Annotated in this window: 24 protein-coding genes and 1 riboswitch; of the genes, 10 read left to right on the top strand and 14 right to left on the bottom strand. The window is 35.1% G+C overall.

The window, feature by feature from the left end:
- Positions 1 to 59: 59 nt before the first annotated feature.
- The 8 genes from OZP07_RS19490 to OZP07_RS19455 form a co-directional block, all read right to left on the bottom strand.
- Entirely contained in the window at positions 60 to 836 is a 777-nt protein-coding gene (locus OZP07_RS19490; RefSeq protein ID WP_281636407.1) for a thiazole synthase, read from the bottom strand.
- On the bottom strand, positions 817 to 1,455 hold the full coding sequence (locus OZP07_RS19485; protein WP_281636406.1) for a thiamine phosphate synthase: 639 nt from the start codon (positions 1,453 to 1,455) through the stop codon (positions 817 to 819). The genes OZP07_RS19490 and OZP07_RS19485 overlap by 20 nt, the downstream gene beginning before the upstream one ends.
- Entirely contained in the window at positions 1,448 to 2,197 is a 750-nt protein-coding gene (locus OZP07_RS19480) for a hydroxymethylpyrimidine/phosphomethylpyrimidine kinase (RefSeq protein WP_281636405.1), read from the bottom strand. The genes OZP07_RS19485 and OZP07_RS19480 overlap by 8 nt, the downstream gene beginning before the upstream one ends.
- Complete coding sequence (locus tag OZP07_RS19475) at positions 2,170 to 2,769, bottom strand: thiamine phosphate synthase (RefSeq protein ID WP_281636404.1); 600 nt, start codon at positions 2,767 to 2,769, stop codon at positions 2,170 to 2,172. Before OZP07_RS19475 ends, OZP07_RS19480 begins: the two co-directional genes overlap by 28 nt.
- 83 nt (positions 2,770 to 2,852) lie before the next feature.
- The gene (thiC, locus tag OZP07_RS19470) at positions 2,853 to 4,676 is read right to left on the bottom strand and encodes a phosphomethylpyrimidine synthase ThiC (protein WP_281636403.1); all 1,824 of its coding nucleotides are present in this window, start codon (positions 4,674 to 4,676) and stop codon (positions 2,853 to 2,855) included.
- Between the two features lie 241 nt (positions 4,677 to 4,917).
- Positions 4,918 to 5,124 carry a sulfur carrier protein ThiS gene (thiS, locus tag OZP07_RS19465; RefSeq protein ID WP_281636402.1) on the bottom strand — a complete coding sequence of 69 codons (207 nt, stop codon included), beginning with the start codon at positions 5,122 to 5,124 and terminating at the stop codon, positions 4,918 to 4,920.
- A gap of 63 nt (positions 5,125 to 5,187) precedes the next feature.
- Positions 5,188 to 5,284, bottom strand: a riboswitch (TPP riboswitch).
- Positions 5,285 to 5,382: 98 nt separating this feature from the next.
- On the bottom strand, positions 5,383 to 5,946 hold the full coding sequence (locus OZP07_RS19460; protein WP_281636401.1) for a DNA-3-methyladenine glycosylase I: 564 nt from the start codon (positions 5,944 to 5,946) through the stop codon (positions 5,383 to 5,385).
- Between the two features lie 492 nt (positions 5,947 to 6,438).
- Positions 6,439 to 7,497, bottom strand: coding sequence for a Ppx/GppA phosphatase family protein (locus OZP07_RS19455; RefSeq protein ID WP_281636400.1), 1,059 nt, complete (start codon positions 7,495 to 7,497; stop codon positions 6,439 to 6,441).
- Between the two features lie 252 nt (positions 7,498 to 7,749).
- On the opposite strand from OZP07_RS19455, the gene OZP07_RS19450 reads away from it, so the two are divergent.
- Positions 7,750 to 8,988, top strand: coding sequence for an MFS transporter (locus OZP07_RS19450; protein ID WP_281636399.1), 1,239 nt, complete (start codon positions 7,750 to 7,752; stop codon positions 8,986 to 8,988).
- 491 nt (positions 8,989 to 9,479) lie between these two features.
- Here OZP07_RS19450 and tsf read toward each other — a convergent pair whose 3' ends face one another.
- From tsf to rplM, 4 genes are all read right to left on the bottom strand, one after another.
- Positions 9,480 to 10,442 carry a translation elongation factor Ts gene (tsf, locus tag OZP07_RS19445; protein ID WP_194641931.1) on the bottom strand — a complete coding sequence of 321 codons (963 nt, stop codon included), beginning with the start codon at positions 10,440 to 10,442 and terminating at the stop codon, positions 9,480 to 9,482.
- Positions 10,443 to 10,569: 127 nt separating this feature from the next.
- Positions 10,570 to 11,349: a 30S ribosomal protein S2 gene (rpsB, locus tag OZP07_RS19440; protein ID WP_194641930.1), complete on the bottom strand. Its 780-nt coding sequence runs from the start codon at positions 11,347 to 11,349 to the stop codon at positions 10,570 to 10,572.
- A gap of 189 nt (positions 11,350 to 11,538) precedes the next feature.
- Positions 11,539 to 11,925 (bottom strand): 30S ribosomal protein S9, encoded by a 387-nt coding sequence (gene rpsI / locus OZP07_RS19435; RefSeq protein ID WP_194641929.1) that lies wholly within the window; start codon positions 11,923 to 11,925, stop codon positions 11,539 to 11,541.
- Positions 11,925 to 12,380 (bottom strand): 50S ribosomal protein L13, encoded by a 456-nt coding sequence (gene rplM, locus OZP07_RS19430; protein WP_194641928.1) that lies wholly within the window; start codon positions 12,378 to 12,380, stop codon positions 11,925 to 11,927. The genes rpsI and rplM overlap by 1 nt, the downstream gene beginning before the upstream one ends.
- A 349-nt stretch (positions 12,381 to 12,729) precedes the next feature.
- On the opposite strand from rplM, the gene OZP07_RS19425 reads away from it, so the two are divergent.
- The 3 genes from OZP07_RS19425 to OZP07_RS19415 all read left to right on the top strand — a co-directional run bounded on the left by OZP07_RS19425 (position 12,730) and on the right by OZP07_RS19415 (position 15,549).
- The gene (locus tag OZP07_RS19425) at positions 12,730 to 13,755 is read left to right on the top strand and encodes a LacI family DNA-binding transcriptional regulator (RefSeq protein WP_194641927.1); all 1,026 of its coding nucleotides are present in this window, start codon (positions 12,730 to 12,732) and stop codon (positions 13,753 to 13,755) included.
- A gap of 538 nt (positions 13,756 to 14,293) precedes the next feature.
- Positions 14,294 to 14,926 carry a hypothetical protein gene (locus tag OZP07_RS19420; RefSeq protein ID WP_281636398.1) on the top strand — a complete coding sequence of 211 codons (633 nt, stop codon included), beginning with the start codon at positions 14,294 to 14,296 and terminating at the stop codon, positions 14,924 to 14,926.
- A 161-nt stretch (positions 14,927 to 15,087) separates the two neighbouring features.
- Positions 15,088 to 15,549: a hypothetical protein gene (locus tag OZP07_RS19415; RefSeq protein WP_281636397.1), complete on the top strand. Its 462-nt coding sequence runs from the start codon at positions 15,088 to 15,090 to the stop codon at positions 15,547 to 15,549.
- Between the two features lie 288 nt (positions 15,550 to 15,837).
- Here the strand turns inward: OZP07_RS19415 and polA are convergent, their stop codons facing one another.
- Positions 15,838 to 18,675: a DNA polymerase I gene (gene polA, locus OZP07_RS19410; protein ID WP_281636396.1), complete on the bottom strand. Its 2,838-nt coding sequence runs from the start codon at positions 18,673 to 18,675 to the stop codon at positions 15,838 to 15,840.
- Between the two features lie 502 nt (positions 18,676 to 19,177).
- On the opposite strand from polA, the gene OZP07_RS19405 reads away from it, so the two are divergent.
- From OZP07_RS19405 to OZP07_RS19380, 6 genes are all read left to right on the top strand, one after another.
- Positions 19,178 to 19,369 (top strand): hypothetical protein, encoded by a 192-nt coding sequence (locus OZP07_RS19405; RefSeq protein ID WP_194641923.1) that lies wholly within the window; start codon positions 19,178 to 19,180, stop codon positions 19,367 to 19,369.
- Between the two features lie 149 nt (positions 19,370 to 19,518).
- Complete coding sequence (locus OZP07_RS19400) at positions 19,519 to 20,193, top strand: response regulator transcription factor (protein ID WP_281636395.1); 675 nt, start codon at positions 19,519 to 19,521, stop codon at positions 20,191 to 20,193.
- A gap of 187 nt (positions 20,194 to 20,380) precedes the next feature.
- The gene (locus OZP07_RS19395; RefSeq protein ID WP_281636394.1) at positions 20,381 to 21,715 is read left to right on the top strand and encodes a sensor histidine kinase; all 1,335 of its coding nucleotides are present in this window, start codon (positions 20,381 to 20,383) and stop codon (positions 21,713 to 21,715) included.
- 107 nt (positions 21,716 to 21,822) lie between these two features.
- On the top strand, positions 21,823 to 22,020 hold the full coding sequence (locus OZP07_RS19390) for a hypothetical protein (RefSeq protein ID WP_194641921.1): 198 nt from the start codon (positions 21,823 to 21,825) through the stop codon (positions 22,018 to 22,020).
- Between the two features lie 178 nt (positions 22,021 to 22,198).
- Positions 22,199 to 23,434, top strand: coding sequence for a metallophosphoesterase (locus tag OZP07_RS19385; RefSeq protein ID WP_281636393.1), 1,236 nt, complete (start codon positions 22,199 to 22,201; stop codon positions 23,432 to 23,434).
- A gap of 73 nt (positions 23,435 to 23,507) precedes the next feature.
- The gene (locus OZP07_RS19380; RefSeq protein ID WP_194641919.1) at positions 23,508 to 23,804 is read left to right on the top strand and encodes a thioredoxin family protein; all 297 of its coding nucleotides are present in this window, start codon (positions 23,508 to 23,510) and stop codon (positions 23,802 to 23,804) included.
- Positions 23,805 to 23,818: 14 nt separating this feature from the next.
- On the opposite strand, the gene OZP07_RS19375 is transcribed toward OZP07_RS19380, so the two are convergent.
- On the bottom strand, positions 23,819 to 24,457 hold the full coding sequence (locus OZP07_RS19375) for a polysaccharide deacetylase family protein (RefSeq protein WP_281636392.1): 639 nt from the start codon (positions 24,455 to 24,457) through the stop codon (positions 23,819 to 23,821).
- Positions 24,458 to 24,522 lie beyond the last annotated feature (65 nt).

The following is a 24,522-nucleotide window of genomic DNA, read 5'->3' as shown; positions in this document are numbered from 1 at the left end:
AACGCTATCAATGCCTTGCGAACTTCGCGTAAATCTTTGCGCCCTTTGCGGTTAAATAGTTACTCATATAAAAACGAAGTCAAAGGACTGGAAGCAACTGCATGTTTATATTGTTTTCCCAGTTTGGCTTCATAAGCTTTTCGTCCTGCAATAACCGCTTCCTTAAATGCTTCGGCCATCAGTTTTGGATTTCCGGCAACGGCAATCGCAGTATTTACCAAAACGGCGTCAGCTCCCAATTCCATCGCTTTTGTGGCATCTGACGGCGCACCAATTCCGGCATCAATAATTACGGGAACTTTACTTTGTTCGATTATGATTTCCAAAAAATCGATAGTTTTTAATCCTTTGTTACTTCCAATTGGAGAACCCAACGGCATTACGGCTGCTGTCCCCGCATTTTCCAAATGTTTGCACAAAACCGGATCAGCGTGGATATAAGGCAAAACGATGAATCCTAATTTTGCCAGTTCTTCAGTTGCTTTCAAGGTTTCGATTGGATCGGGCATCAGATATTTTGGATCCGGATGGATTTCGAGTTTCAGCCAATTGGTTTCCAATGCTTCTCGGGCGAGTTGAGCCGCAAAAATCGCTTCTTTGGCATTTCGTGCTCCCGAAGTATTGGGCAATAAATTGATTCTAGGATGCTTTAAGTGATTCAAAATAGCATCAGTATCAGTTTCCAAATCGATTCTTTTCAATGCCACGGTTACCAATTCGCTTTCGGAAGCCAGAATTGCTTCTTCCATTTCTATATTGGAACCAAATTTTCCGGTGCCTAAAAAAAGTCTCGATTCTAATGTTTTGTCTCCGATTTTAAGTAGTGACGCTGCCATATAGTATTTCGTTAAGTTGAGTAATAAGTTGTTGTTTTTTGTCGCTTTTGGTAATAATGCCCGAAACGGCAATACCATGGATTCCGGTTGTCATTAAATTATTGACATCTTCCAAAGTAATTCCGCCAATGGCATAAACAGGAACTTCAATTTGCGATTGTTTCATTTGCGCAATTATGGAACTATAGCCTTCCAACCCTAGAATGGGACTGAGTTTGTCTTTGGTTTTTGTAAATTGAAAAGGACCTAATCCAATATAATCACAGCCATTGTTGGTTTGACGGACAATGTCTTCAAAAGTATTTGCCGTAGCTCCTATGATTTTTGTCCTGCCAAAAATAGCTCTTGCTTCGCTAACATCCATATCCGAAAGGCCAAGATGAACGCCATCTGCATTGACTTGTTTGGCCAGATGAACATCGTCGTTGATAATGAAATTGGCTAAGTATTCTTCACACAAAAATTTTACGGCTTCCGCCAAAGCAAAAGTTTTTTTTGGTTTCTGATTTTTAAATCGCATTTGGATCCAATCACATCCATTGTCTAATGCCTCATGAATATTGTACAATTGTTCTTCGGCACTTTCTCCCTGTGAGATGTATTGCAGTTTGTTATACATAATGGAATCCTAGTTTAGTTGTGTTGGATAATAAGTAGTTTTCGGTATAAATTTTGGCATTTTGGCAAGCTGTTTCCAAATTTTGGCCTAATGCAAGATTGGCTGTTATAGCCGACGAAAGCACACATCCTGAACCATGTTTTTCGTAGCAATTGTCGATCTTCGGTAAATATTTATAAATACCGTTTGGGGTATATAAATAATCCACTCCGACTTTGTTCGGATTGTGACCGCCTTTAAGCAAAAGTCCTCGAATTCCCGAAGGCGGGGATTTGGATAGCAGATTAAATTCGGGAAATAGTTTTTTCATTTCGTCGTAATTGGGTGTTATCAGGTCGATTTCTTTCAGTTTTTCAATCAAATCTGTTTGGTTTTCTATATCTAAAAAATCAAATTCGGTTGATGATTTTAAAACTGTGTCCCAGACTATTTTTGTTTTTGGTGAAAGTTTTTTTACAGACCAAATAATCTTTTTCAAATAACTGAAAGACGGTACAATACCAATTTTTACTGCTTTGATAGTGTAATTCTCGAACAGTTTTTCCAAAGAATTCAAAACAAAATGTATGTCGGTCCATTGGATTTCATAAAAAACATTTTCGGTTTGTATCGTATTGCCTGTGTTGATGGCGAATCCATACACTTTGTGCTGCTCAAAGGTTTTGATGTCTGCCAAAACACCTGCGCCGCCTGATGGATCGAATCCTGCAATGGTTAATACGAATGGACGATTTGCTGACATAGTTTAAAATTTTCTATTGGATTAGTACTGTTCCAAATGGTTCCTAACAGAACTGCATCATCAAACCCATTTTCTAATGTTTGTTTGATGTTTTTCGATTCTATTCCGCCCAAAGCGATGAGTTTTGTGGCGTAGTTAGTTCTGTTTTTAACAGCTTCGAATAAATCAGTTTCCGAAGAATAACCGGTTTTGGAGATACTTGGAAAAACAGGACTCAAAAAAGCGTATTCAAAAACACTTTCCAAAGCATTGAAATCGGCTATTGAATGAACCGAAGCTGATAAATGAAATCCTTTTGTTTTGTAGGTTTCCAAAGCTAATCTGTCTTTCTTTTTTCTTTTGCTTTCGCTAAAGTGAATTCTATTGATGCCAAATCCTGAAGCTAACTGATGGTGACTGTGCAGAACCAATTGTTTTCTCAAATCCGATTTTATTTCCGTTATGAAAGTTATCATATCTTCTTCCGAAAAATTTGGCTTCCGAACATGCAGTAATTCCAATCCGTTCTCAAAGATAGAATGGATCGTACTGATTTCATTAGCTATCGGAATTGGATTTGTGATTACAATCATACTTGACTTAGATGAGCGATAAAAGACGAAGAGATAATAGATTTGCTGGGTCTATCATCTTTTCGTCTATTATCTATATTCTTCTATACATAAATTTCCTTTCCTTGTTCTATAAACTCTTCCGATTTGGCTGCCATACCTTTTTCAGCTTCGGCAACATCACGGATTTCCTGTGATATTTTCATTGAGCAGAATTTAGGCCCGCACATTGAACAGAAATGGGCAACTTTGGCACCGTCAGCCGGTAAAGTTTCATCGTGGAATTCACGGGCAGTATCTGGGTCTAATGACAAGTTGAACTGGTCTTCCCAACGGAATTCAAAACGGGCTTTGCTTAAGGCATTGTCACGGTATTGTGCTCCCGGATGACCTTTGGCTAAATCGGCGGCGTGAGCGGCAATTTTATAAGTGATAACACCGTCTTTTACGTCTTTTTTGTTTGGTAAACCAAGGTGCTCTTTTGGTGTTACATAACAAAGCATCGCACAGCCATACCAGCCAATCATTGCAGCACCAATGGCCGAAGTAATATGGTCATAGCCTGGGGCAATGTCAGTGGTTAATGGACCTAAAGTGTAAAATGGAGCTTCATCACAATGTTCCAATTGTTTGTCCATGTTTTCCTTAATCATGTGCATTGGAACGTGACCTGGACCTTCAATAAATGTCTGAACATCGTGTTTCCAAGCGATTTTGGTTAATTCACCAAGAGTTTCCAATTCGGCGAATTGTGCGGCGTCATTGGCATCGGCGATAGAACCTGGACGTAAACCATCTCCTAATGAAAAGGCTACGTCGTACTGTTTCATGATTTCGCAAATTTCTTCGAAATGGGTGTATAGAAAGTTTTCTTTGTGGTGAAACAAACACCATTTTGCCATAATCGATCCGCCACGGGAAACAATTCCGGTAACGCGGTTGGCGGTTAAATGAATGTAACGCAATAACACTCCGGCGTGAATAGTGAAATAAGAAACCCCTTGTTCTGCCTGTTCTATTAAGGTGTCGCGGAAAATTTCCCAAGTCAAATCTTCAGCGATTCCGTTTACTTTTTCCAAGGCTTGGTAAATAGGCACAGTTCCGATTGGTACCGGAGAGTTGCGAATAATCCATTCTCTGGTTTCGTGGATATTTTTTCCTGTTGACAAATCCATAATGGTGTCGGCTCCCCAACGGCAAGCCCAAACGGCTTTTTCAACTTCTTCTTCAATGCTGGATGTTACCGCACTATTTCCGATGTTGGCGTTTATTTTTACCAAGAAATTACGCCCCACAATCATTGGTTCGCTTTCGGGATGGTTGATGTTGTTCGGGATAATGGCACGACCTCTGGCTACTTCGCTACGAACAAATTCGGCAGTGATTTTTGATTTTTGAGTATTGGCTCCAAAACTATGACCTGTGTGTTGGCATTGCATGGCTTTGGTTTGCTCATTTAACTGCTCGATGCGTTGGTTTTCACGAATGGCGATATATTCCATTTCGGGAGTGATGATTCCTTGTTTTGCATAGTGTAATTGGGAAACGTTGGCTCCTTTTTTGGCACGCATTGGTTTGTGTAAATACTCAAAACGCAAATGATTTAATTTTTCGTCATTCAAACGTGATTTTCCGTAGTCTGAAGTGATCTCGGTCAGTTCTTCGACATCATTACGGTCTAAAATCCATTGCTCACGGATACGTGGCAATCCTTTACGAACATCGATGTCGATGTTTGGGTCGGTGTAAGGCCCTGAAGTATCATAAACTGTTACTGATGGGTTTTTTTCGATTCTGCCGTTGGATAATTTGGTGTCGGCCAACGATATTTCGCGCATGGCTACTTTTATCGGGTGGATTTCACCATCGATATATACCTTTTTGGAGTTTGGAAAAGGGGTTCTTGAGATTTGTTCTTCGTTGTTCATAGCTTAGTGTTTTACCTCACCCCAACCCTCTCCAGAGGAGAGTGAGCAGAGAAAGTGTTAGTTAGATTATTTTGATCGTTGTTTCTTGTCTTGAAAATGAAAAGTTCTTGTTTTGCAGAAACCGCGTGAGGGATGGAAGCTGGTTACCGAAGTAACGCGTACAGCCCGACCGCATTGAGGAAAAGGGCTGTGTGGCCGGCTTGGTGAGTAAGCCCTTTTTTTCAATGGGGTCACGCCCCAATTATCCGCCTTGTGTGGCTGATATGATTAGGATATCGTCGGTTTCTTGTATGAGGTGGAAATTCCAATCGGATTTTGGAATTACGGTGTTGTTGATGGCTAGGGCAATTCCGTTTTGTTTTTCGGGAATTTCCAAGTCAAGAAGCGCTTGTACAGTGAGACTGTCAAGTGCAAATTGTTTGATTTGATTATTGATTTTGAGTTCCATTCCTTTTGAATTTAGTACATAATTATACTTTAGGAATGGCTACGGGTGTACGCAATGGTACATGGAAGTCATCTTACTTTTTCCTACGCTAGTATGAACTAGATCAGGTTCGAGGGTAAAGTCTCAGCCTGCAATTTTGCAGACACCCCTAAAGTGCGAAGCAAATGTAGAGAAAAAAGTTTGAAAGTTTAATCGTTTAATTGTTTAAAGTTGTTACAGTTGTAACTTATGCTTTTTAGGTTAAAACGGTTATTTGAGTTAGTTTCTTTTCCAGCAATCGGCTACGTGATCGTCTACCATGCCTGTGGCTTGCATGTGGGCGTATACTACAGTGGAGCCGACAAATTTGAATCCGCGTTTTTTTAAATCCTTGCTGATGGCATCCGAAAGGGGAGTTGTGGCCTGTACTTCGCTTAAACTTTTTCGGTTGTTTATAATGGGCTTTCCATCGACAAAACCCCAAATGTATTTGGAAAAGCTTCCGAATTCTTCTTGGATTTTGATAAAGGCGACGGCATTTGATACAGCCGAACGAACCTTTAGTTGATTGCGAATAATGCCTGGATCTTGTAGTAAATTCTGAATCTTGTCTTCGGAATAGCGGGCTATTTTTTTATAGTCGAATGCGTCAAAGGCATTTCTGAAATTCTCTCTTTTATTTAAAATCGTAATCCAACTCAGTCCTGCCTGAAAAGTTTCCAATAGCAGAAATTCGAAAAGTTTGAGGTCGTCATAAACGGGAACACCCCATTCTTCGTCATGGTATTTTTGGTATAATTCGCTGGAATTGCACCAACCGCATCTTACAAGTTTTTTTTGCATTTTTCTTTTCCGATTTGACAATAATATCCTTTTACAGAAGGAATATGAGCTGTACGTCCTTTGAGGTATAAATTGGGGTACAATTTTTTTGTATTTAATACCTTTAGAACCGCCTTATGCATTTTTTTTGTTTTTTGAAACTTACTTTTAGCCTTCCGTCATTGAATTTTGCTTCAGAATTTTTTTCTACAACATAAGTAGTTTGCCATTTCATGTTAAGTTCATTAGCCGCTACTTTGGTAATAGTTTTAACTAACTGTATGGCTTCTTTAGAAATCTTCCTGAGGAATTGTCCAGGTAAATGTTATTTTGATATTCTTCATGATTATCTTTTGTGATGCCAGAACAATTATTCAAAGTTAATCTATTTTTTGAGTTTAATAATAAGCTGAAAAAAAGGTTTGTAATTGATTAAAAAAAATAAGGCTGTCCTATAAAGGCAGCCTTATTTTTTTTACGATAAAGTATTTGAAAACTTTAAAAATTATACTTTTAGTAAATTTGTTTTACTCCTTTAGCACTGTCGAATACATAACTTACCAGCCAAGCAATCTGACCTTGTTTAGCAAAAAATATTTTTTTGTTTTGAATGTTAGGAATTACTTCTAATGAAGTTTCCAAAAGATTAAATGCTGCAATTAAATATTTTTGTTGGTACGTTTTTAATACTTTTTGCATTTCAGTATTACTTTCAGAATTAGTTACAAATCTTTGATAGTTGTTTTCTGCAATAGTTCTAATTGATAAAATATCATCATATTTTATCTGCGTGAAATTTTCTTCTGCTTTTACTCCCGTTAATAGAGTATAAAAAGCCCAAGCAGCTCCACCAGAGATGTAAACATTATTTTTTTCTTGTGATTCAGCTCTGCTTGTATACATTTTTTTGAAGCTCTCTCTGATAGTCGGCAAGTAATCAAAAAGGTTTTCGTTAAATTCGAAAACAGTTTTTTGTTTACATTTTTTATTGATTATTTCTGTTAAAGTAACAGTTCCTAAATCACATGATATTGGGAAAAATACAGAAGCACCATTGATGTCCTTTGCATATCCTCCTTTAGTATTACCTCCACCTATGTCAATAATTACTGAACTTAAGTAGTTTTTTGGTGGAATACATCCTCTTAAAAGCAACTTTGCTTCAAGTGAAGAAGAGATAATTTCAATTTTTTTATTAGTAAGAGTTTTGATTTTTACAACTAAATCATTCGTGTTATTTGCTAAACCAACTCCAGAAGATGCTACAATGAAGATGTTTTTGTCTTCAATTTTGTACTCGTTAAGCATTTTTTTGTAGTTGTTGTAAACTACATTACCAGCTTTTTCGATATCCTCTTGCAATAAAGTACCGTCTATTCCGATACCAGTTGCAATACCAACGTTTTCAGTCCAGAACTCTTTTACGTCATAAGTATTTCTTTTGATGCTTTCTACATCAAGAACGGTCATTTTTATACCTTTACTTCCTATTTCTATTCCGCCGTATAGTTGCGCTTGTGTCGAATAGGAAAGCACTAGGCAAACTATTAAATAGTAGATTTTTTCTTTCATATTTTAATTATTTTGGGGTTTCTTAGAAATGCAAATCTATATTAAAAATTGAATAATCCCTCAGTTTTATTTTTTTTTTTAAAAAAAATGTTTTTTGTAAAATTTTTCTAATTGTTTTTAAATTGTTTTTAAATTGTTTTGAGGATGTTTGGAAAATGTTTTGTTTTTTAACTGTTTACTTGTTGCTTAATTCAAAAAAAAATCTATTTTTGCCTAGATGAACAAAATTTTTTGCCCCAAAAAAAATTAATTATGATAAAAAAATACTTCGACAATTTTAAAGGTTTTCCAAAAGAGGTTTGGATTTTAACTTTGATAACATTTATTAACAGAGCAGGGACAATGGTTATTCCCTTTCTGTCAAAGTACATGAAAGAAAATTTAGAATTTACTTACAGTCAAATTGGCTGGGTAATGGTTTTCTTTGGAATAGGTTCTATAATAGGGACTTGGTTAAGCGGTAAGCTGTCAGACAAAATTGGCTTTTATAAAGTCATGGTGTTTAGTTTATTTGCTAGTGGAATAGTGTTTATTTTGCTGCAGTATGCTACTACTTTTGAAGAGCTTTGTGTCGGTATTTTGATTCTTACTACTATTGCAGATATGTTTAGACCTGCTATGCTGGTATGTTTGAAAACATTTACAGAGAAAGAGGACAGAGCCCGTGCCTATTCATTAACTCGTGCTGCTATCAATTTAGGTTTTCTTTTTGGTCCAGTACTGGGCGGACTGATTATTATGCAGATGGGTTACGAGTACATTTTTTATGTAGACGGGATAACTTGTATATTGGCAATTATTGTTTTTGTTCTTTTTGTTAAAGAGAAAAAATTACCAATTAAAGCACAAAAAGAAAGCAAAGAAAAAGTTAAAGTTTCAGTAATGAAAGACAGACCTTTCATGCTGCACTTGGTTATTTGTCTGATTACTGGTATTCTTTTCTTTCAGATCTTTACTACTTTGCCGTTATATCACAAAGAGCGTTTTGATATGACGGAGTTTGACAGCGGGTTGCTTTTGAGTTTAAATGGATTGCTTATATTGCTTTTTGAACTTCCTATAGTGAATTATGTAAGCAGAAATAAAATTAATAATCACAAAGTTATTTCTTTTGGTTTATTGTTAATGGCGACTAGTTTCTTATTGTTATTGCTTCCTTTTGAGGTTGTTTTGGTTCCAATGATGTTCTTTATGACTTGCGGTGTAATGCTTACTTTTCCGTTTGCTAATTCATTTGCAATGGACAGATCGCATATGCAGGAAGGCAAATATATGGCGGCTTTTACAATGAGTTATAGTTTTGCACATATTTTAAGTGCTAAAACGGGTATGGAAATCATTCAGAATTCAGGATATGAGTCCAATTGGGTTTTCATGACTTGTTTAGGAGTTGTAGGTACTTTACTTGTTTTTAGACTTTCTAAAATGGTCGAAAAAGAAGAATTGAAGGATTCTGCAATGGTAACTGTAGAAGTTAACGACAGAAAATAGTTAATTCAAATGGTACTCTTTTGAGTATTTGAATAGTATAAAATTACAATTAAAAGAACAGCAGTAACGATATTTTACTGCTGTTTTTTTATGGGACAAATTTTCTATTTTGATTAGATTGGTGTTTTGAAAAATTAAAATTGTTCCTTAATGATGGTTTGACTGTTATGTAAGGTCGTTGTATGGTCTTTATTGCAATCAAAAAGAGAAAGGAGGATTTTGGTTGGTTTAGTTTAAATAGTGCTGGTTTTATTCTAGAATAGAATCTTATGAGGTGTATTTGTTATGTGTTAGCTTCCTTTTTTAGAAATAAAGATGGGGAGTTTTTTTAAGTAGTAAACTGGGATGAATTGTATGTGTTACTGGTGATGCTGAGTTCAGTAAAGATTAATCATAAAAAAATCCCATCTTGATGAAACAAACAAGATGGGATTTTATATGTAAACGGAAATCTTAATTAGATTTTCGTTTGTTTAAATCAATAGGTTGTATTATCCTAAAGAAACTCTTTTGAAACCTGAGATTTCAACGTTGAATCCTTTTACATAATCACCTACTTTTTTACTGTCATCTTTGATGAAGTTTTGATCTAATAAAGCTTTCTCTTGATCTAAAGTTGTATTATCAGAAATGAAACGCTGAATTTTTCCTGGAATAATTTTATCCCAGATTTGTTCTGGTTTTCCTTCAGCTTTTAATTCAGCTTTAGCATCTTCTTCAGCTTGTTTGATAACTTCTTCAGTTAATTGAGAGAAAGAAATGTATTTAGGAACATTTTTTAAAGTTTTTCCTAAACGTTTTGCTTCTTCATTTTCTTTTTCGATTACTGCAATACGGGCAGCAAGTTCAGAAGCAACGAAAGATGGATCAAAATCTTTGTAAGATAATGTATCAGCTCCCATAGAAGCAACTTGCATAGAAATGTCTTTAGTTAAAACGTCACCATTAGCAATTGGTGCAGAAATTGCAGTTAATGCAGCAATTTTGTTAACGTGAACATAAGATCCAACGAAAGCGCCTTCTAAAATTTCAAAACCGCCGATTTCGATTTTTTCACCGATAACACCAGTTTGCTCAATTAATTTTTCAGCAACTGTAAGTCCGTTGAAATCTGAAGCTAAAAATTCCTCTTTTGAAGAAAAGTTAATAGCTCTTTCAACTAATTCTTTGGCTAAAGTTACGAAAGCTTCATTTTTACCTACGAAATCTGTTTCGCAGTTTAAAGTGATAATAGCTCCTTTGGTTTTGTCAGCATTAATGAAAGAAACAGCAGCTCCTTCAGAAGACTCACGGTCAGAACGGTTAGCAGCAACTTTTTGTCCTTTTTCTCTAAGGTTTTGTATAGCTTTATCGAAATCTCCATCAGCTTCAACTAAAGCTTTTTTACAGTCCATCATTCCGGCACCTGTAGTTTGTCTTAATTTATTTACGTCTGCAGCAGTAATTGTTGCCATAATATATTTGTGTTTTAATGTTAAAAGTAAAAATTCCAATCTTCAAATCCCAAATTCCAATGTTATCAGATGGTTAAAGATCTGATTTTGGAATTTGGAATTTAAAATTTGGAATTTAAAGTTTGATTTATTCTTCAGTTGCTGGAGCTTCTGGAGCTTCAACTGCTGGAGCTTCAGCTTCAGCGGCAACTTCAGCAGTATCAGTTTCTTTATCAGATGTTCTGTTTGCAAGACCATCGATAATTGAAGTAGTTACTAAAGATAAAATTTTATCAATTGATTTAGAAGCGTCATCATTTGCAGGAATCACGTAATCAACCTCTCTTGGGTCAGAATTCGTATCAACCATTGCAAAAACTGGAATGTTTAATTTTTGAGCTTCTTTTATTGCGATGTGTTCAGCTTTGATATCTACTACGAACAATGCAGCAGGAAGTCTAGACATATCTGCGATTGAACCTAAGTTTTTCTCTAATTTAGCACGAAGACGATCAACTTGCAAACGCTCTTTTTTAGATAGAGTGTTGAATGTGCCGTCTTTCTTCATTTTATCAATAGAAGACATTTTTTTAACAGCCTTTCTGATAGTTACGAAGTTAGTCAGCATCCCGCCAGGCCATCTTTCAGTGATGTATGGCATGTTTGCAGCTTTTGCTTTGTCAGCAACGATGTCTTTTGCTTGTTTTTTGGTAGCAACAAATAATATTTTTCTACCTGATGCAGCGATTTTTTTCAAAGCTTCATTAGCCTCTTCGATTTTTGCTGCAGTTTTATATAGATTGATAATGTGGATTCCATTACGCTCCATATAAATGTAAGGAGCCATGTTTGGATCCCATTTTCTAGTCATGTGTCCAAAATGAACACCTGCTTCTAGTAATTCTTTTACTTCTACTTTGTTTGACATTTTTTGTACTAGTTTACGTTCTGTTGAATTAGCAATGTTCCTTATTGGCTTTAAGCTTTAAGCTTTAGGCTCTAGGCTTCATTTAGATGCTAAACTAATTTCCAGCCTCGGCTGGACAACAACAACATTGTTTTAAATTTTTTAATACATTCTAGAGTGTCCTGCATAAATGATGCAAGACAGGCAATATTAACGTTTAGAGAATTGGAATCTCTTACGAGCTTTCTTCTGACCGAATTTCTTACGTTCAACCATTCTTGGGTCTCTAGTTAATAAACCTTCTGGTTTCAGGATTCCTCTGTTTTCAGCATTTACTTCACACATTACGCGTGCCAATGCCATTCTTACAGCTTCTGCCTGACCATTTGTACCACCTCCATAAACGTTTACTTTTACGTCAAAGTTACTTGCATTTTCTGTCATAGATAATGGTTGTAAAACTTTGTACTGTAATGTAGCAGTTGGGAAATAAGTTGCAAATTCTTTTTTGTTTACAGTGATTACTCCTGTTCCTTCTGAAACATAAACACGTGCAACAGCGGTTTTTCTTCTACCGATTTTGTGAATAACTCCCATTACTTAAGATCGTTTAGGTTAACAGTTCTAGGTTTTTGAGCTCCTTGTTTGTGCTCAGATCCTACAACAACATTTAAATTTCTAAAAAGTTCTGCTCCTAATTTGTTTTTAGGTAACATACCTTTTACAGCTTTCTCTACTAATAATGCAGGGTTTTTTGCTTGCAGTACTTTAGCAGTTAAACTTCTTTGTCCTCCAGGGTAACCAGTGTGACGGATGTATGTTTTCTCATCCAATTTGTTACCTGTAAGGTTGATTTTTTCTGAGTTGATAACAATTACGTTATCTCCACAGTCTACGTGTGGTGTGTAACTTGGCTTGTACTTACCTCTCAAAATCATAGCGACTTTAGTAGCAAGACGTCCTAAGTTATGACCATCAGCGTCTACAACAATCCATTCTTTTGTAGAATTGGCCTTTGTTGCTGAAATTGTCTTGTAGCTTAATGCGTTCACAATAATATATTTTAATTAAACATTCCATTCCCAATAAAGGGAGCGCAAAAGTACAATTAATTATTTTAAAACCAAATAGCTTAATTGATTATTTTTTTGAGGAGTTTATGCTGATAATCAAATATATATTTATTGAATGTTAAATTCGACTGCGTTTGTGTTTCATTCTTTTGCAATAATTTTGATTATTTTTTTTTTTGATGTTGCATTTTTTTTGTACTTTTCCGTTTTATCGAATAAATGACTACTTTTTTTTATGTTTTTTAGTAAAAACATAGTATCCTGTTGTTAAATACGAATAATGTTCATTTTAACACTATTAATTTAGTTTAAATACCACTACTTTACAATGAAAGCAAAAGCAACATTAAAACAAATTGCGAAAGAACTTAATGTTTCGGTGTCTACAGTGTCTAAGGCACTAAATGATAGTCCTGAGATTAGCGAACAAACGAAAGTCAGGATTAAAGAATATGCAAAACTAAAAAATTATAAGCCCAACGTTATTGGGCTGAATCTTAAAAATCGTAAGACTAAAACAATAGGGGTTATTATACCTAATATATTGAATTCCTTTTTTGCCAAGGTTTTCAGCGGTATTGAAAAGGTAGCAGATGAAAGAGGTTATAATGTTATTATGTGTATCTCTAATGAGTCGTTAGACAAAGAGGCACATACAATGGAAATGCTAAGTAACGGAACTATTGATGGTTTTGTACTGTCTATTTCAGAAGAAGCTCAAAAATTAAATGATTTCAGCCATTTTAATTCTATTATTAACGACGGTACGCCTATCGTTATGTTTGATAGAACAACAGACGAAGTAGAATGTGATAAAGTGATTGTTGATGATTTTGATTCTGGTCAGAATGCAACGCAGCGTTTAATTGATTTAGGCTGTAAAAACATTGCATTAATTTCTTCGTCTAATAATTTAAGTGTTGGTAAATTAAGAGCCGAGGGGTATTTAAAAGCGCTGAAAATGAATAATATAGAAATCAATGAGAATATTATTATTCGAACAGAATCAGAATCAGACCATGACTTAGCGGAAAAAATTGAAGAAATGTATTCTAATAATCTGATAGATGGTGTTTTTGCATTGGAAGAAAGTGATTCGGTTGCGGCTTTAAAAGTTGGAGTAAAGAAAGGATATAAAATTCCGAAAGACCTAAAAATTATTGGTTTTGCTGATGGAATTCTTGCTTCTAGACGTTTATCACCTAGTTTAACAACAGTCAGCCAGCATGGAATTGAGATTGGAGAAGAAGCAGTAAGATTATTAATTGACCGATTAGAATCTAAAGAAGAACACAAACCTTTTGAAACAGTTGTCATCAAAACAAAATTAAAGGAAAGAGAATCTACTACATAATAAAAGAGCCATTCGTATTGAATGGTTTTTTTATGCTGTTTTTTTAGAAACGGCTGTAGGTAATTCATGAATCAGTTTATAAATTGGGTTCTATTGTTTCTTCGCCTTTTATGGCCAATAACACTGTTTGTTTTGTAATCGCCGATGGGAATTATTATGCCATTGGATTACTAAGCAAAAAATAGCTTTGCTATAAAATTAAGTTTGCTATTACCGAATAAATTCTGAATAATTCATTATAAAGGTTTTAAAAGCTGATTCGAAAAAGACGGCAGTTTGTTCGAAGCTTATAATAGGGACGCGGTAGTTCGCATCATGCGCACTGAAGACTATAATTTCTTCGAATGCCTATTTTACTGGCGGAGTGTAAAAACAGCTTAAATGAAGAAAATTACGTTTGCAGGTTTGTAATTTTAAATTTCTATATTTGAGAAAAGAATAAAACGAGACAAACTTTCGTTGATTTATCCAATTTGGGGTGTATATGTAAAGGTTTGTAGCGTATATAAACTAGTTGGCAGCTTTTTAAATCAATTACATGAAAAATATCATCTTAATATTTGTTTTACTGATTTCAATTTTTGTAAGCTCGCAGACAAAGAATGATTCTTACAAATCATTTTCTAACTCTACGAGAACTGCCCACATAATCAAATTCGAAAACGATAGTATTGTAACCATTCAAAATGTTATGAGGCATATGTGTGGCAGAATAGCTCTAAGCGGTATTTACCATAAAGTTCAAGACACAATTTATGTTTCTATTCCAGAACTTGATCAAACAAAAATGTCCGAAGCTAACAAATTTGGTTTAGCTTATTTATCAGGAACAAAAATCAAGTTAATCGAAACAAAAACTGAATTATTGAATTTTGAAAATGATGCAGTTTATGTTAGAAGTAAAATCTATGGCTCAAATAGGGTTCGTCGAAAAACAATAACTTTTATAAACGGTAAAAAATATCTCGTAGATGGAGGATTAACTGATAGCTATGGCTTAATAAAAAGTGAATCAAAAAAAAATGCTAAGTTTATGAAAGCTGTTGAAGAAATGATTAAAATGCCAGAAGATTACTTAATAAAAAAATATGGATTAATAGAAGGATATCAAAAATTCGGTATATTGGCAATTAAAGGTGTTATAGATTACAGAAAGAAAAACAACCTATAAAACTTGCTACAAAAGATTTGGGCAATTGACTTAATTTGAAAATGGTTTTGTATTTGGGATCTTTTGGCGAATCCAAAAATAAGGCTTAATTTAATTGCTAATACATTGTTGTTGAGCATGTTACTAGAAGTGATACAAGCCAAAAAATACTATGATAAAATATGGAAGCACTTTGGATATTCCCACTTTACATAATCAGCCCTTTAATAGGTACAATATTAACTGTTAGTGGTATTTTCAAAATTAGAATTGGTAATACAAATAAAACACTTTATATAGGACTAGGTTTTCTTGCACTTCCATTGATTCATCTTGTACTAGTTTCTATATTTCATCTAAATTTGGAAAATAAAATCGTAGGTAACTACAATCTCGGAAAAGAAAAAGATATTCTCATTATCTATGACAACGAGACTTTTACTCTATATAAATCTAAACAATACAATAATGTCGGTAAAGGAAAATGGAAAATTGAAGAAATCGATTCGCCAATACTAATTCTAGATTTTGACTCTATTAAAAAAAGTGAATTATGGCTACAAATTGAGCCGAATCAGAAAAAAAATGTATTGAAAACTATGCCTTGGGGAAATAATCTTTCAATAGAGTTTATCAAGAAATAATCACTGCGGGTAACAGGTAATACAACTGATTTGCCAACAGGCTTAATTTAAAAATGGTCTTGTATTTGGATGATTTGCTTCGTCAGTTCGCCCAAGTGGAAAATCCGAGGAATGGGCTTAATTTAGTACTAAACCCGCTTTAATAGCAACAAAAATTTCGGCTAGAAAATTGATAATCTCAATGCAGTAGAAATAAAAAGAGCAGAAATCGATACGGTTATTTACCTAACGATTTCTGCTCTTTTTATTTTTTTCTGATTACTTAAAACTGCTTTCTGCTTACTTTTTCTAGTGCGCTTCCAGCCAGTTTTTACCCAATCCAATTTCAACATCCAGTGGCACATCCATTTTAAAGGCGTTTTCCATTTCATGCTTAATCATCGGCTGGATTTTTTCGAGTTCTGAGTTGTGAACATCGAACACAAGCTCATCATGTACCTGCAGTAACATTTTTGATTTCCAGTTTTCAGAAACTAATTTTTTATGAATATTGATCATTGCAATTTTGATGATATCTGCGGCAGAACCCTGAATCGGTGCATTAACGGCATTTCGTTCGGCACCGCTTTTCACCATCATATTAGCAGAATTAATGTCTTTTAAATAACGTCTTCTTCCTAAAACCGTCTGCACATACCCATTTTCTCTTGCAAAATCCACCTGATTCGACATGTATGATTTCAGTTTTGGATAAGTAGCATAATAGGCATCAATCAGTTCGGCACTTTCTTTTCGCGAAAGCGAAGTCTGATTACTTAATCCAAAAGCAGAAACCCCATAGATAATTCCGAAATTCACGGTTTTGGCATTGCTTCTTTGTTCTTTGGTTACTTCTTCCAAAGGAACGCTGAATACTTTGGCGGCCGTACTTCGGTGAATGTCTTCGTTGTTTTGAAAAGCAGCAATCATGTTTTCTTCACCGGATAAAGCAGCAATGATGCGTAATTCTATCTGTGAGTAATCCGCAGAAACCAAAGTGTAATTTTCATCTCTGGCGATAAACGCTTTTCGGATCAATCGGCCTCTTTCGGTACGGATTGGAATGTTTTGTAAGTTTGGATTATTGGAACTCAAACGTCCTGTTGCAGCAACTGTCTGCATATAATCGGTGTGGACACGGCCTGTTTTAGAATCAACCTGATTAGGCAGTGCATCAATATAAGTGCTTTGCAGTTTCACCATTTGGCGCCATTCGAGAATATCGCGGACAATTTCATTGTCATTTGCTAAATACGACAAAACTTCTTCGCCGGTTGCGTATTGGCCTGTTTTGGTTTTTTTTTGTTTGGCTCCGCCAATTTTTAATTTATCGAATAAAATGTCGCCTAATTGTTTTGGCGAAGCCAGATTGAATTTTTCGCCGGCGGTTTCATATATTTTTTGTTCCAAAGCATTGCTTTCGGCAGCTATGTCAATTGACATTGATTTTAAGAAAGGAACGTCAAGATTAATTCCCTCCAGTTCCATTGCAGCCAAAACAGGAATCAATGGAATTTCGATTTCGTCAAAAAGTTTTTTGGTTTCGGCTTTATCTAGAATCGGGCTGAAATTCTGCTTTAATTGATAGGTGATGTCAGCATCTTCGGCAGCGTATTCTTTGATGTCTTCCAATGGTACTTCGCGCATTGTTTTTTGCCCTTTTCCTTTTTTACCAATTAAATCTTCAATCGATTTTGGCGAATATTTCAAATACGTTTCTGATAAAACATCCATGTTATGACGCATATCAGGATTGATCAGATAATGTGCAATCATCGTGTCGAATAACTTTCCTTTTATCTGAACACCATAATTCGAAAGAATCTTTAAATCGTATTTTACGTTCTGGCCAATTTTTTCGATGGCTTCGTTTTCGAAAAAAGGCTTGAATTTATCGGCCAAAGTCTGAGCTTCTTCTCTGTCTTCCGGAAACGGAACATAAAAAGCTTTTCCTTTTTCATAGGAGAATGACATCCCGACTAATTCGGCATTTAAGGCATCAATTCCTGTAGTTTCGGTATCGAAACATACGGAAGTCTGCTGAAGTAAATTTTGCAGAAGCAATTTTACAGCAAAATCGCCTTGAATAATCTGGTAAAAATGTTCGGTATTTTCAAGAGTTGCGTAGAATGAACTGTGTTGTGCTTCACCAGTTTCTTCCTCAGAAAAACCGAATAAATCAAATTGTTCTTCGTTGGATTTTTTTGCCGGCGCTTTTTTGGCAGCTGGTGTTTCAGGACTTGTGCTTTCTTCTTCAATCGCCAAATTGTACAATTTGTCAAATTGTGCCTTCATCTGGCGAAATTCCAGTTCCTGAAACAGCGCATCGGTTTTTTCAACATCGGGTTTGGATAATTCATACTCTGTTTCGTTGAAAGTTACAGGGCAGTCGAGCAGGATAGTCGCTAGTTTTTTAGACAATAATCCCAATTCGGCATTGGCTTCGATTTTTTCTTTTATCGCTCCTTTTAATTGATGCGTGTTGGCCAAAAGATTTTCCATGGAACCATATTCGGCCAAGAATTTTTTGGCTGTTTTTTCTCCAACACCCGGCAGGCCTGGAATATTATCGGCCGCGTCGCCCATCATTCCGAGAAAATCAATTACTTGTTCGGGACGCTCGATTTCAAATTTGGCCAATACTTCCGGAATTCCCCAAATTTCGATATCGTTACCCATTCTAGCAGGCTTGTACATGAAAATATTTTCGGAAACCAATTGTGCAAAATCCTTATCAGGAGTTACCATATACACTTGGTAGTTTTCTTTTTCAGCCTGTTTTGCTATGGTTCCTATTAAATCATCGGCTTCGAAACCAGGGACTTCTATAATAGGAATGTGCATTGCTTTTAATAATTCCTGAATGTAAGGAACTGCGATTTTGATAGCTTCGGGAGTTTCGTCACGGTTTGCCTTGTATTCCTGATACATTTCGTAGCGGTAAGTGCTTCCGCCTTTGTCAAAAGCTACGGCTAAATGATCTGGTTTTTCGCGTTTGATTACATCCATCAGGGCATTCATAAACCCCATAATGGCCGAAGTATCCATTCCTTTTGAATTGATTCTTGGGTTTTTGATAAAGGCAAAATAACCACGAAATATTAAGGCGTAAGCATCGAGAAGGTAAAGACGTTTTTGGGTTGACATAAAAAAAATTTAGTCTGTAAAAATAGGGAATTGCCTTTTAAAAACGAATTTGTTGCTGAAAATTATAATTGAAAGTATTGAAGTTTGCGCAATATTGTCATTCCGAGGCACGAGGAATCTCCGTAAGTAACTCCGCAATCAAAAGTATCACAATCTTTGTCGAGCTTCTAATGGAGATTCCTCGTGCCTCGGAATGACAAACAGTGAGGGGAATTCATGGTCGTAATAGCTGGTCTTATAAAAACAAAATGTTGTCTTTTGAGCCCCGATCGCAGTGAAAATCCTTGTGTGCCGGGGTTCGGCACACAAGATTGTAGCGGAGAGCGGGAACAATGCTGATAAGAATACCTAATGTTCTGCTCCAAAAAAAAAATTAGGAAAAGCGAAATCCGTTAAGGGAAAGTTAAACTTTTTGAGAAAGATAAATCTTCATTTTGTCTTCATTTTGCGGTTATACATTTGACCTATAAATAAAAAATTAATAATTTAAATTTTAGAAATCATGAGAAATTTATTGATGTTATTAGTAGCAGTTTTAGGAACAAGTGCAATGGTTCAGGCATTCCCTGCAAAAGATGTAAAAGCAGCTTCGGCAAAGGAGATCACAACAAAAAAACACCACAAACACAACAAAGCTAAAAAAGAGCAAAAAATGGCAGCACCCGAAGCCTCAAGTTCTAATGCAAAAAAATAATTGATGTTTTTGTTTTGCCTGCATTGAGGATGGGAGCAAAAGAAAAGGGTTAATTGTTTTATCAAAGTCAGTAGAGTCATTTACTGGCTTTTTTGTATTTTAGATACATCAAATTTTTAAAAGAATATGGTTGTAAATTGTGCTTTGTTATGAAAATTCTAATTGTTGAAGATAATCCCGAGTTGGCTGTAGAGGTGAAAGAATATCTTTCGGGAAGTGGTTATATCTGTAAAGTTTCGAAGAATTGCGAAGAGGCTTTGGAAGAAATCAACAGCAACGATTATGATATTATGCTTTTGGATTTGGGTCTGCCAGACGGAAGCGGTTTTGATATTTTGAAAGAGATTCGGAAAACCGAGTCTAAAGCTGCGGTAATTATCATTACTGCCCAAGGCGAACTGGAAGACCGCATAAACGGATTACAGCTTGGTGCGGATGATTATTTGACAAAACCTTTTGCTTTGACCGAATTGGGTGCGCGTTTGTTTGCGATTATCCGCAGAATGCACGGGTACACGGTGAATCAGCTGGATGTTCATGGTTTTAGTCTGAAACTGCAGGATTACAAGGTAAGTTATGCCGAAATTCCAATTAATCTCACCAAAAAGGAATTTGATATTTTTCAGTATTTGGTTTTGAATAAAAATCGGGTTATAACCCGTCTGCAGTTGACTGAACATATTTGGGGAGATATTCTGGAGGTGAATTCGGATTCTAATTTTATTGATGTTCATGTTCGGAATCTTAGAAAGAAATTGGATAAGCACAGTAAAATTGAGTGGTTTGAAACGGTTAGAAATGTTGGTTATAGAATTAATGTCTAAATTGGCTTTAGGCTTAAGGATTTCTTACTAGAGTTTGTAAAAGGATAGATCTCGCAAAGACGCTAAGACGCAAAGAAATCTGATCCTAACTTTGCGACTTCGCGTCTTTGCGAGAAGAAATTAAGTTTAATTTAATGACATTGAGCAATAAGCTTTATGTAAAACTGAAACTCATAATTATTAAAGTATGAAAATCAAACATCAGCTGGCTATTTTTAATGCATTATCACGTTTACTGCTGATATTGGTTTTGTGGCTGATGCTTCCTGTCTTAGTCGAAAAAGTGGTTTACAATCATATTAATAAAAGTCTGCTGGAGAAAAAGCAGAAATTCATTGACCATTTAGATAAGGAGGAAATAAATGATTTCATAGTTCGGAATGATACTTCTGAAACATATGCTAGTTTTTCGACTTTACACAGCGAGTTTCTTGTGCTTTCCAGAATGCCTTCCGCTGGTAAAATAAATCAGACGCTTTTTGTTACTGAACCAAGAATTATTGAAGAAGAAAGCAACGACTATAGAATTCTTCAGTATTATTTTAAGTATGAAAACGAAAATTATCTGTTAGAAATAGGGAACAGTTTGAGTGAAATTAATGACCTGACTTTCGTAATTAGGCTTTTCTTTATAATGGTTTTGATTGTTATTGTTGTGATTACTTTTGTGGCTGATACTTTTTATATCGAATATTTATTAAAGCCTTTTTATAAAATTATTGATACTAAAATCCGTCATGTCAACGAACCCGAGGCTTTTGATCACACCCCGATAAAAACACATTCTACGGATTTTCAGGAATTGGATACGGTTTTAAACCAAATGATGGATAGAATCAGTGAATTGTTTAAGAAAGAAAAACAGTTTATAGGCAATGTTTCTCATGAACTGCTGACTCCGATTGCATTATTGAAAAACAAATTTGAGAATCTGCTTCAAAACGAGTCTTTGAATGATGGTGCCGTGGACAAAATTGTGAGTTCATTAAGCACATTGGATTTGTTGAAAAAGATAATTGCTAATCTGCTACTGATTTCAAAAATCGAAAACAATCAGTATGAAGCGAATGAAGTGATTGATTTTGATGCAATAATTACTGATTTGGTAAGCGATTTACAGGATAGAATTGATGATAAAGAATTGTCTTTTGATAAAAAACTACAGCATCATTTTAATTTTAAAGGAAATAGAACCTTAATGCATATTCTTTTTTATAATCTGATTGTAAATGCCATCAAATACAATAAGCCATTGGGTACAATTGAAATTGCTGATGGGTTTTTGGATGGAAAATATTTTATATCAATATCTGACTCAGGAATTGGAATGAATGAAAAACAGCAGCAGAATGTTTTTAAGCGATTTACCAGAGTGAGCACAGATCAGGAAGGGCAGGGTTTAGGGCTTGCAATTGTTGAAAGTATTGCTCAATTCCACCATATTGCGATTGAAATTTCATCTGAAATAAATGTTGGTACCACTTTTCTTTTATTGTTTGCAAAAGAGCCAAAATCTAATTAAATGTTAATTTTTTCAGACAGGTCAAAACTTCATCTAATCTTCATCTAGCATGCATAGCTTTGACCTATAATTAATAAACGAATTAACAATTTTAAAAATTTAAGATCATGAAAAAATTATTGATGGTATTGGCAGTAGCTTTAGGAACAACAGTTATGGTAAGTGCACAAACTGCACCAGCTCAAACTACTCCGGCTAAAGAAACAAAAGCGGTTAAAAAAGAAGCTAAAAAAGAAACCAAAAAAGCTCACAAAGCTGAAGCTGCTAAAACTACAGCTGCCGAAACTACAACTGCAAAAAAATAATTGTTTTTTCAGTCAGTGGTTTATTAGGTCATTGACTAAAAAAGCATTAAAAGTTGGTTTTAATAGACGGAAAGAGGGGGATAAAGAAATTTACTCCCTTTTTTTGCGTTAAAATTATGATAATATAAAACCTTAACGTTTTCATTAGTTGTTACTTTGTGTAAAATTTTTTAAAATAATGATTCTACGTTTATTTTTTTTCGGAGCTGTTCTTTTTATTATTGAGCTTTATGCATTCCAAGCTGTCAAAACTTTGATTAAGATGCGATGGATGCTGATTTCTTATCAAGTAATAAGTTTTCTTCTTTTTGCTTTTATCCTTTATTCTTTTACACAGTTTGACCGTTCGGTCGGGCAGACTAAGCAGACTATGTTTACCATGGGACTGCTGCTTTTGGTTTATGTTCCAAAAATTGTAACAATGATTATTCTTTTGGGCGAAGATGTGTTTCGTATAGCAGCAGGTGCAGTTAATTATTTTATCGATAATAACAACAAAGCTGATTTTTTGCCTTCGAGACGTAAATTTGTAAGCCAAATTGGTTTAGGCCTAGCAGCTATTCCTTTTCTGTCGCTGATTTATGGAATATTTGAAGGGAAATATAATTTTAAAGTCATAAAGCAAGCGGTGCATTTCCCTGATCTGCCAGATGCTTTTGATGGTTTTACAATAACTCAAATTTCTGATGTGCACAGCGGCAGTTTTGATAATCCTGAGAAAATCAGTTACGCAATTGATTTGGTTAATGAACAGAATTCGGATTTGATTTTGTTTACAGGAGATATCGTTAATACGCATGCCAAAGAAATGCATCCTTGGATTGAGACTTTCAACAGAATTAAGGAGCATAAATATGGCAAATTTTCGGTGCTTGGGAACCACGATTATGGAGAATACGTGACCTGGCCTTCGCAGAAAGCTAAAGATGAAAACTTTGAAGGAATCAAAAAATTGTATGGAGATATTGGTTTTCAGCTGTTATTGAATGAGCATACTTTTATTGAAAAAGACGGAGAAAAAATTGCATTGGTAGGAGTAGAAAACTGGGGCAGAAATTTTAAACAGGCAGGAGATTTAAAGAAAGCTTCGCAGCATTTAACCAAAGAGGATTTTAAAATTTTAATGAGCCATGACCCAAGCCACTGGAACGAAGTGGTGCAGCATGATGATAAGCATTTTCAGTTAACATTGTCCGGTCATACGCATGGAATGCAGTTTGGTATTGAAATTCCAGGTGTTTTCAAATGGAGTCTGGCACAATATGTGTATAAGCAATGGGCAGGATTATATGAAAACTTAGGGAGATACGTTTATGTAAACAGAGGTTTTGGTTTTCATGCATATCCTGGCAGAGTGGGGATTATGCCTGAGATTACAGTTATTCAACTAATAAAAGGAGAAAAATTAGCATAATTGGTTTAAAATGCTAAATTTGTAACCTAAATATCTCTTTTTGGAACTAATAGAAATTTAACATTTTGGTTTTATGTCAAAATTTGGAGAACTTATAAATGTACAAGTTCCTGTGTTGATAGATTTTTACACAGATTGGAACGAACCATCACTTTCGATGCATCCTGTAATAAAAGATGTAGCAGCTGCGCTTGGAGATAAAGTAAAAGTTATCATGATAGATGTAGATAAAAATCAAGAATTGGCCGAAGCACTGCGTATTAAAGGCTTGCCTACCTTGATGATATATAAAGAAGGAATGATGATATGGAGACAATCCGGCGAGCTTGATGCCAATACTTTAATTGGAATTGTACAAGAACAATTGTAGATAATCCTTGTTTTTTAATGGATTGTGTCAAATGTAAAACCTCTTTCTTTTAGGATTTGTAATGACCGAGGGAGTACATATTCCAGATTTTTATAAGCTTTTACACTGTCGTGGAAAATAATTATACTTCCCGAAACAGTATTTTTGAGTACGTTTTCAAGACATTTTTCTGGTGTTATGGTTTGGTCAAAATCGGCACTGAGGACATTCCACATGATTATTTTGTAACCCAGTCTTCGCAATTCTTTAGATTGTGATTTTTTTATTTTGCCGTATGGCGGACGAAACAGCTTGTTGTTTGCTGTGTTTAATCTGTTGATTTCAGCTTGGCATAGGAAAGTGTTTTTTACATAATCATTAGAACTTGTTTTCCAGCCATTAAAATGATTAAAAGTGTGATTTCCTATTGCATGACCTTCATTGATTACTTTTTGAAATAAACCTGGGCTGTTTTCTATATTCTTTCCAATGCAAAAAAATGTTGCTTTTGCCTGATGCTTTTTTAGTTCTTCCAAAACCCATTCAGTTACTTCAGGAGTTGGCCCGTCGTCAAAAGTGAGGTAGATTTTATTCTCTGCATTGGGAATATCCCATGTAAAATTGGAGAATATTTTTTTTATAAACGTATTTGTCTTAATCCAATAGAATTTCATAATCCAATAGTACAATTAAATTCAATTTTAAGCAAAAAAAATGTAGTGCCTTTTTTAGTTGCACT

Origin of the sequence: Flavobacterium marginilacus, from assembly GCF_026870155.1 — a bacterium.
Taxonomy (GTDB): domain Bacteria; phylum Bacteroidota; class Bacteroidia; order Flavobacteriales; family Flavobacteriaceae; genus Flavobacterium; species Flavobacterium marginilacus.
This window is presented reverse-complemented; position numbering and strand designations above follow the sequence as displayed.

Bases quoted from the DNA above. Each gene is read 5' to 3' on its own strand.
- OZP07_RS19490 (WP_281636407.1), bottom strand. From the start codon at position 836: ATGGCAGCGTCACTACTTAAAATCGGAGACAAAACATTAGAATCGAGA.
- OZP07_RS19485 (WP_281636406.1), bottom strand. From the start codon at position 1,455: ATGTATAACAAACTGCAATACATCTCACAGGGAGAAAGTGCCGAAGAA.
- OZP07_RS19480 (WP_281636405.1), bottom strand. From the start codon at position 2,197: ATGTCAGCAAATCGTCCATTCGTATTAACCATTGCAGGATTCGATCCA.
- OZP07_RS19475 (WP_281636404.1), bottom strand. From the start codon at position 2,769: ATGATTGTAATCACAAATCCAATTCCGATAGCTAATGAAATCAGTACG.
- thiC (WP_281636403.1), bottom strand. From the start codon at position 4,676: ATGAACAACGAAGAACAAATCTCAAGAACCCCTTTTCCAAACTCCAAA.
- thiS (WP_281636402.1), bottom strand. From the start codon at position 5,124: ATGGAACTCAAAATCAATAATCAAATCAAACAATTTGCACTTGACAGT.
- OZP07_RS19460 (WP_281636401.1), bottom strand. From the start codon at position 5,946: ATGCAAAAAAAACTTGTAAGATGCGGTTGGTGCAATTCCAGCGAATTA.
- OZP07_RS19455 (WP_281636400.1), bottom strand. From the start codon at position 7,497: ATGAAAGAAAAAATCTACTATTTAATAGTTTGCCTAGTGCTTTCCTAT.
- OZP07_RS19450 (WP_281636399.1), top strand. From the start codon at position 7,750: ATGATAAAAAAATACTTCGACAATTTTAAAGGTTTTCCAAAAGAGGTT.
- tsf (WP_194641931.1), bottom strand. From the start codon at position 10,442: ATGGCAACAATTACTGCTGCAGACGTAAATAAATTAAGACAAACTACA.
- rpsB (WP_194641930.1), bottom strand. From the start codon at position 11,349: ATGTCAAACAAAGTAGAAGTAAAAGAATTACTAGAAGCAGGTGTTCAT.
- rpsI (WP_194641929.1), bottom strand. From the start codon at position 11,925: ATGGGAGTTATTCACAAAATCGGTAGAAGAAAAACCGCTGTTGCACGT.
- OZP07_RS19425 (WP_194641927.1), top strand. From the start codon at position 12,730: ATGAAAGCAAAAGCAACATTAAAACAAATTGCGAAAGAACTTAATGTT.
- OZP07_RS19420 (WP_281636398.1), top strand. From the start codon at position 14,294: ATGAAAAATATCATCTTAATATTTGTTTTACTGATTTCAATTTTTGTA.
- OZP07_RS19415 (WP_281636397.1), top strand. From the start codon at position 15,088: ATGGAAGCACTTTGGATATTCCCACTTTACATAATCAGCCCTTTAATA.
- polA (WP_281636396.1), bottom strand. From the start codon at position 18,675: ATGTCAACCCAAAAACGTCTTTACCTTCTCGATGCTTACGCCTTAATA.
- OZP07_RS19405 (WP_194641923.1), top strand. From the start codon at position 19,178: ATGAGAAATTTATTGATGTTATTAGTAGCAGTTTTAGGAACAAGTGCA.
- OZP07_RS19400 (WP_281636395.1), top strand. From the start codon at position 19,519: ATGAAAATTCTAATTGTTGAAGATAATCCCGAGTTGGCTGTAGAGGTG.
- OZP07_RS19395 (WP_281636394.1), top strand. From the start codon at position 20,381: ATGAAAATCAAACATCAGCTGGCTATTTTTAATGCATTATCACGTTTA.
- OZP07_RS19390 (WP_194641921.1), top strand. From the start codon at position 21,823: ATGAAAAAATTATTGATGGTATTGGCAGTAGCTTTAGGAACAACAGTT.
- OZP07_RS19385 (WP_281636393.1), top strand. From the start codon at position 22,199: ATGATTCTACGTTTATTTTTTTTCGGAGCTGTTCTTTTTATTATTGAG.
- OZP07_RS19380 (WP_194641919.1), top strand. From the start codon at position 23,508: ATGTCAAAATTTGGAGAACTTATAAATGTACAAGTTCCTGTGTTGATA.
- OZP07_RS19375 (WP_281636392.1), bottom strand. From the start codon at position 24,457: ATGAAATTCTATTGGATTAAGACAAATACGTTTATAAAAAAAATATTC.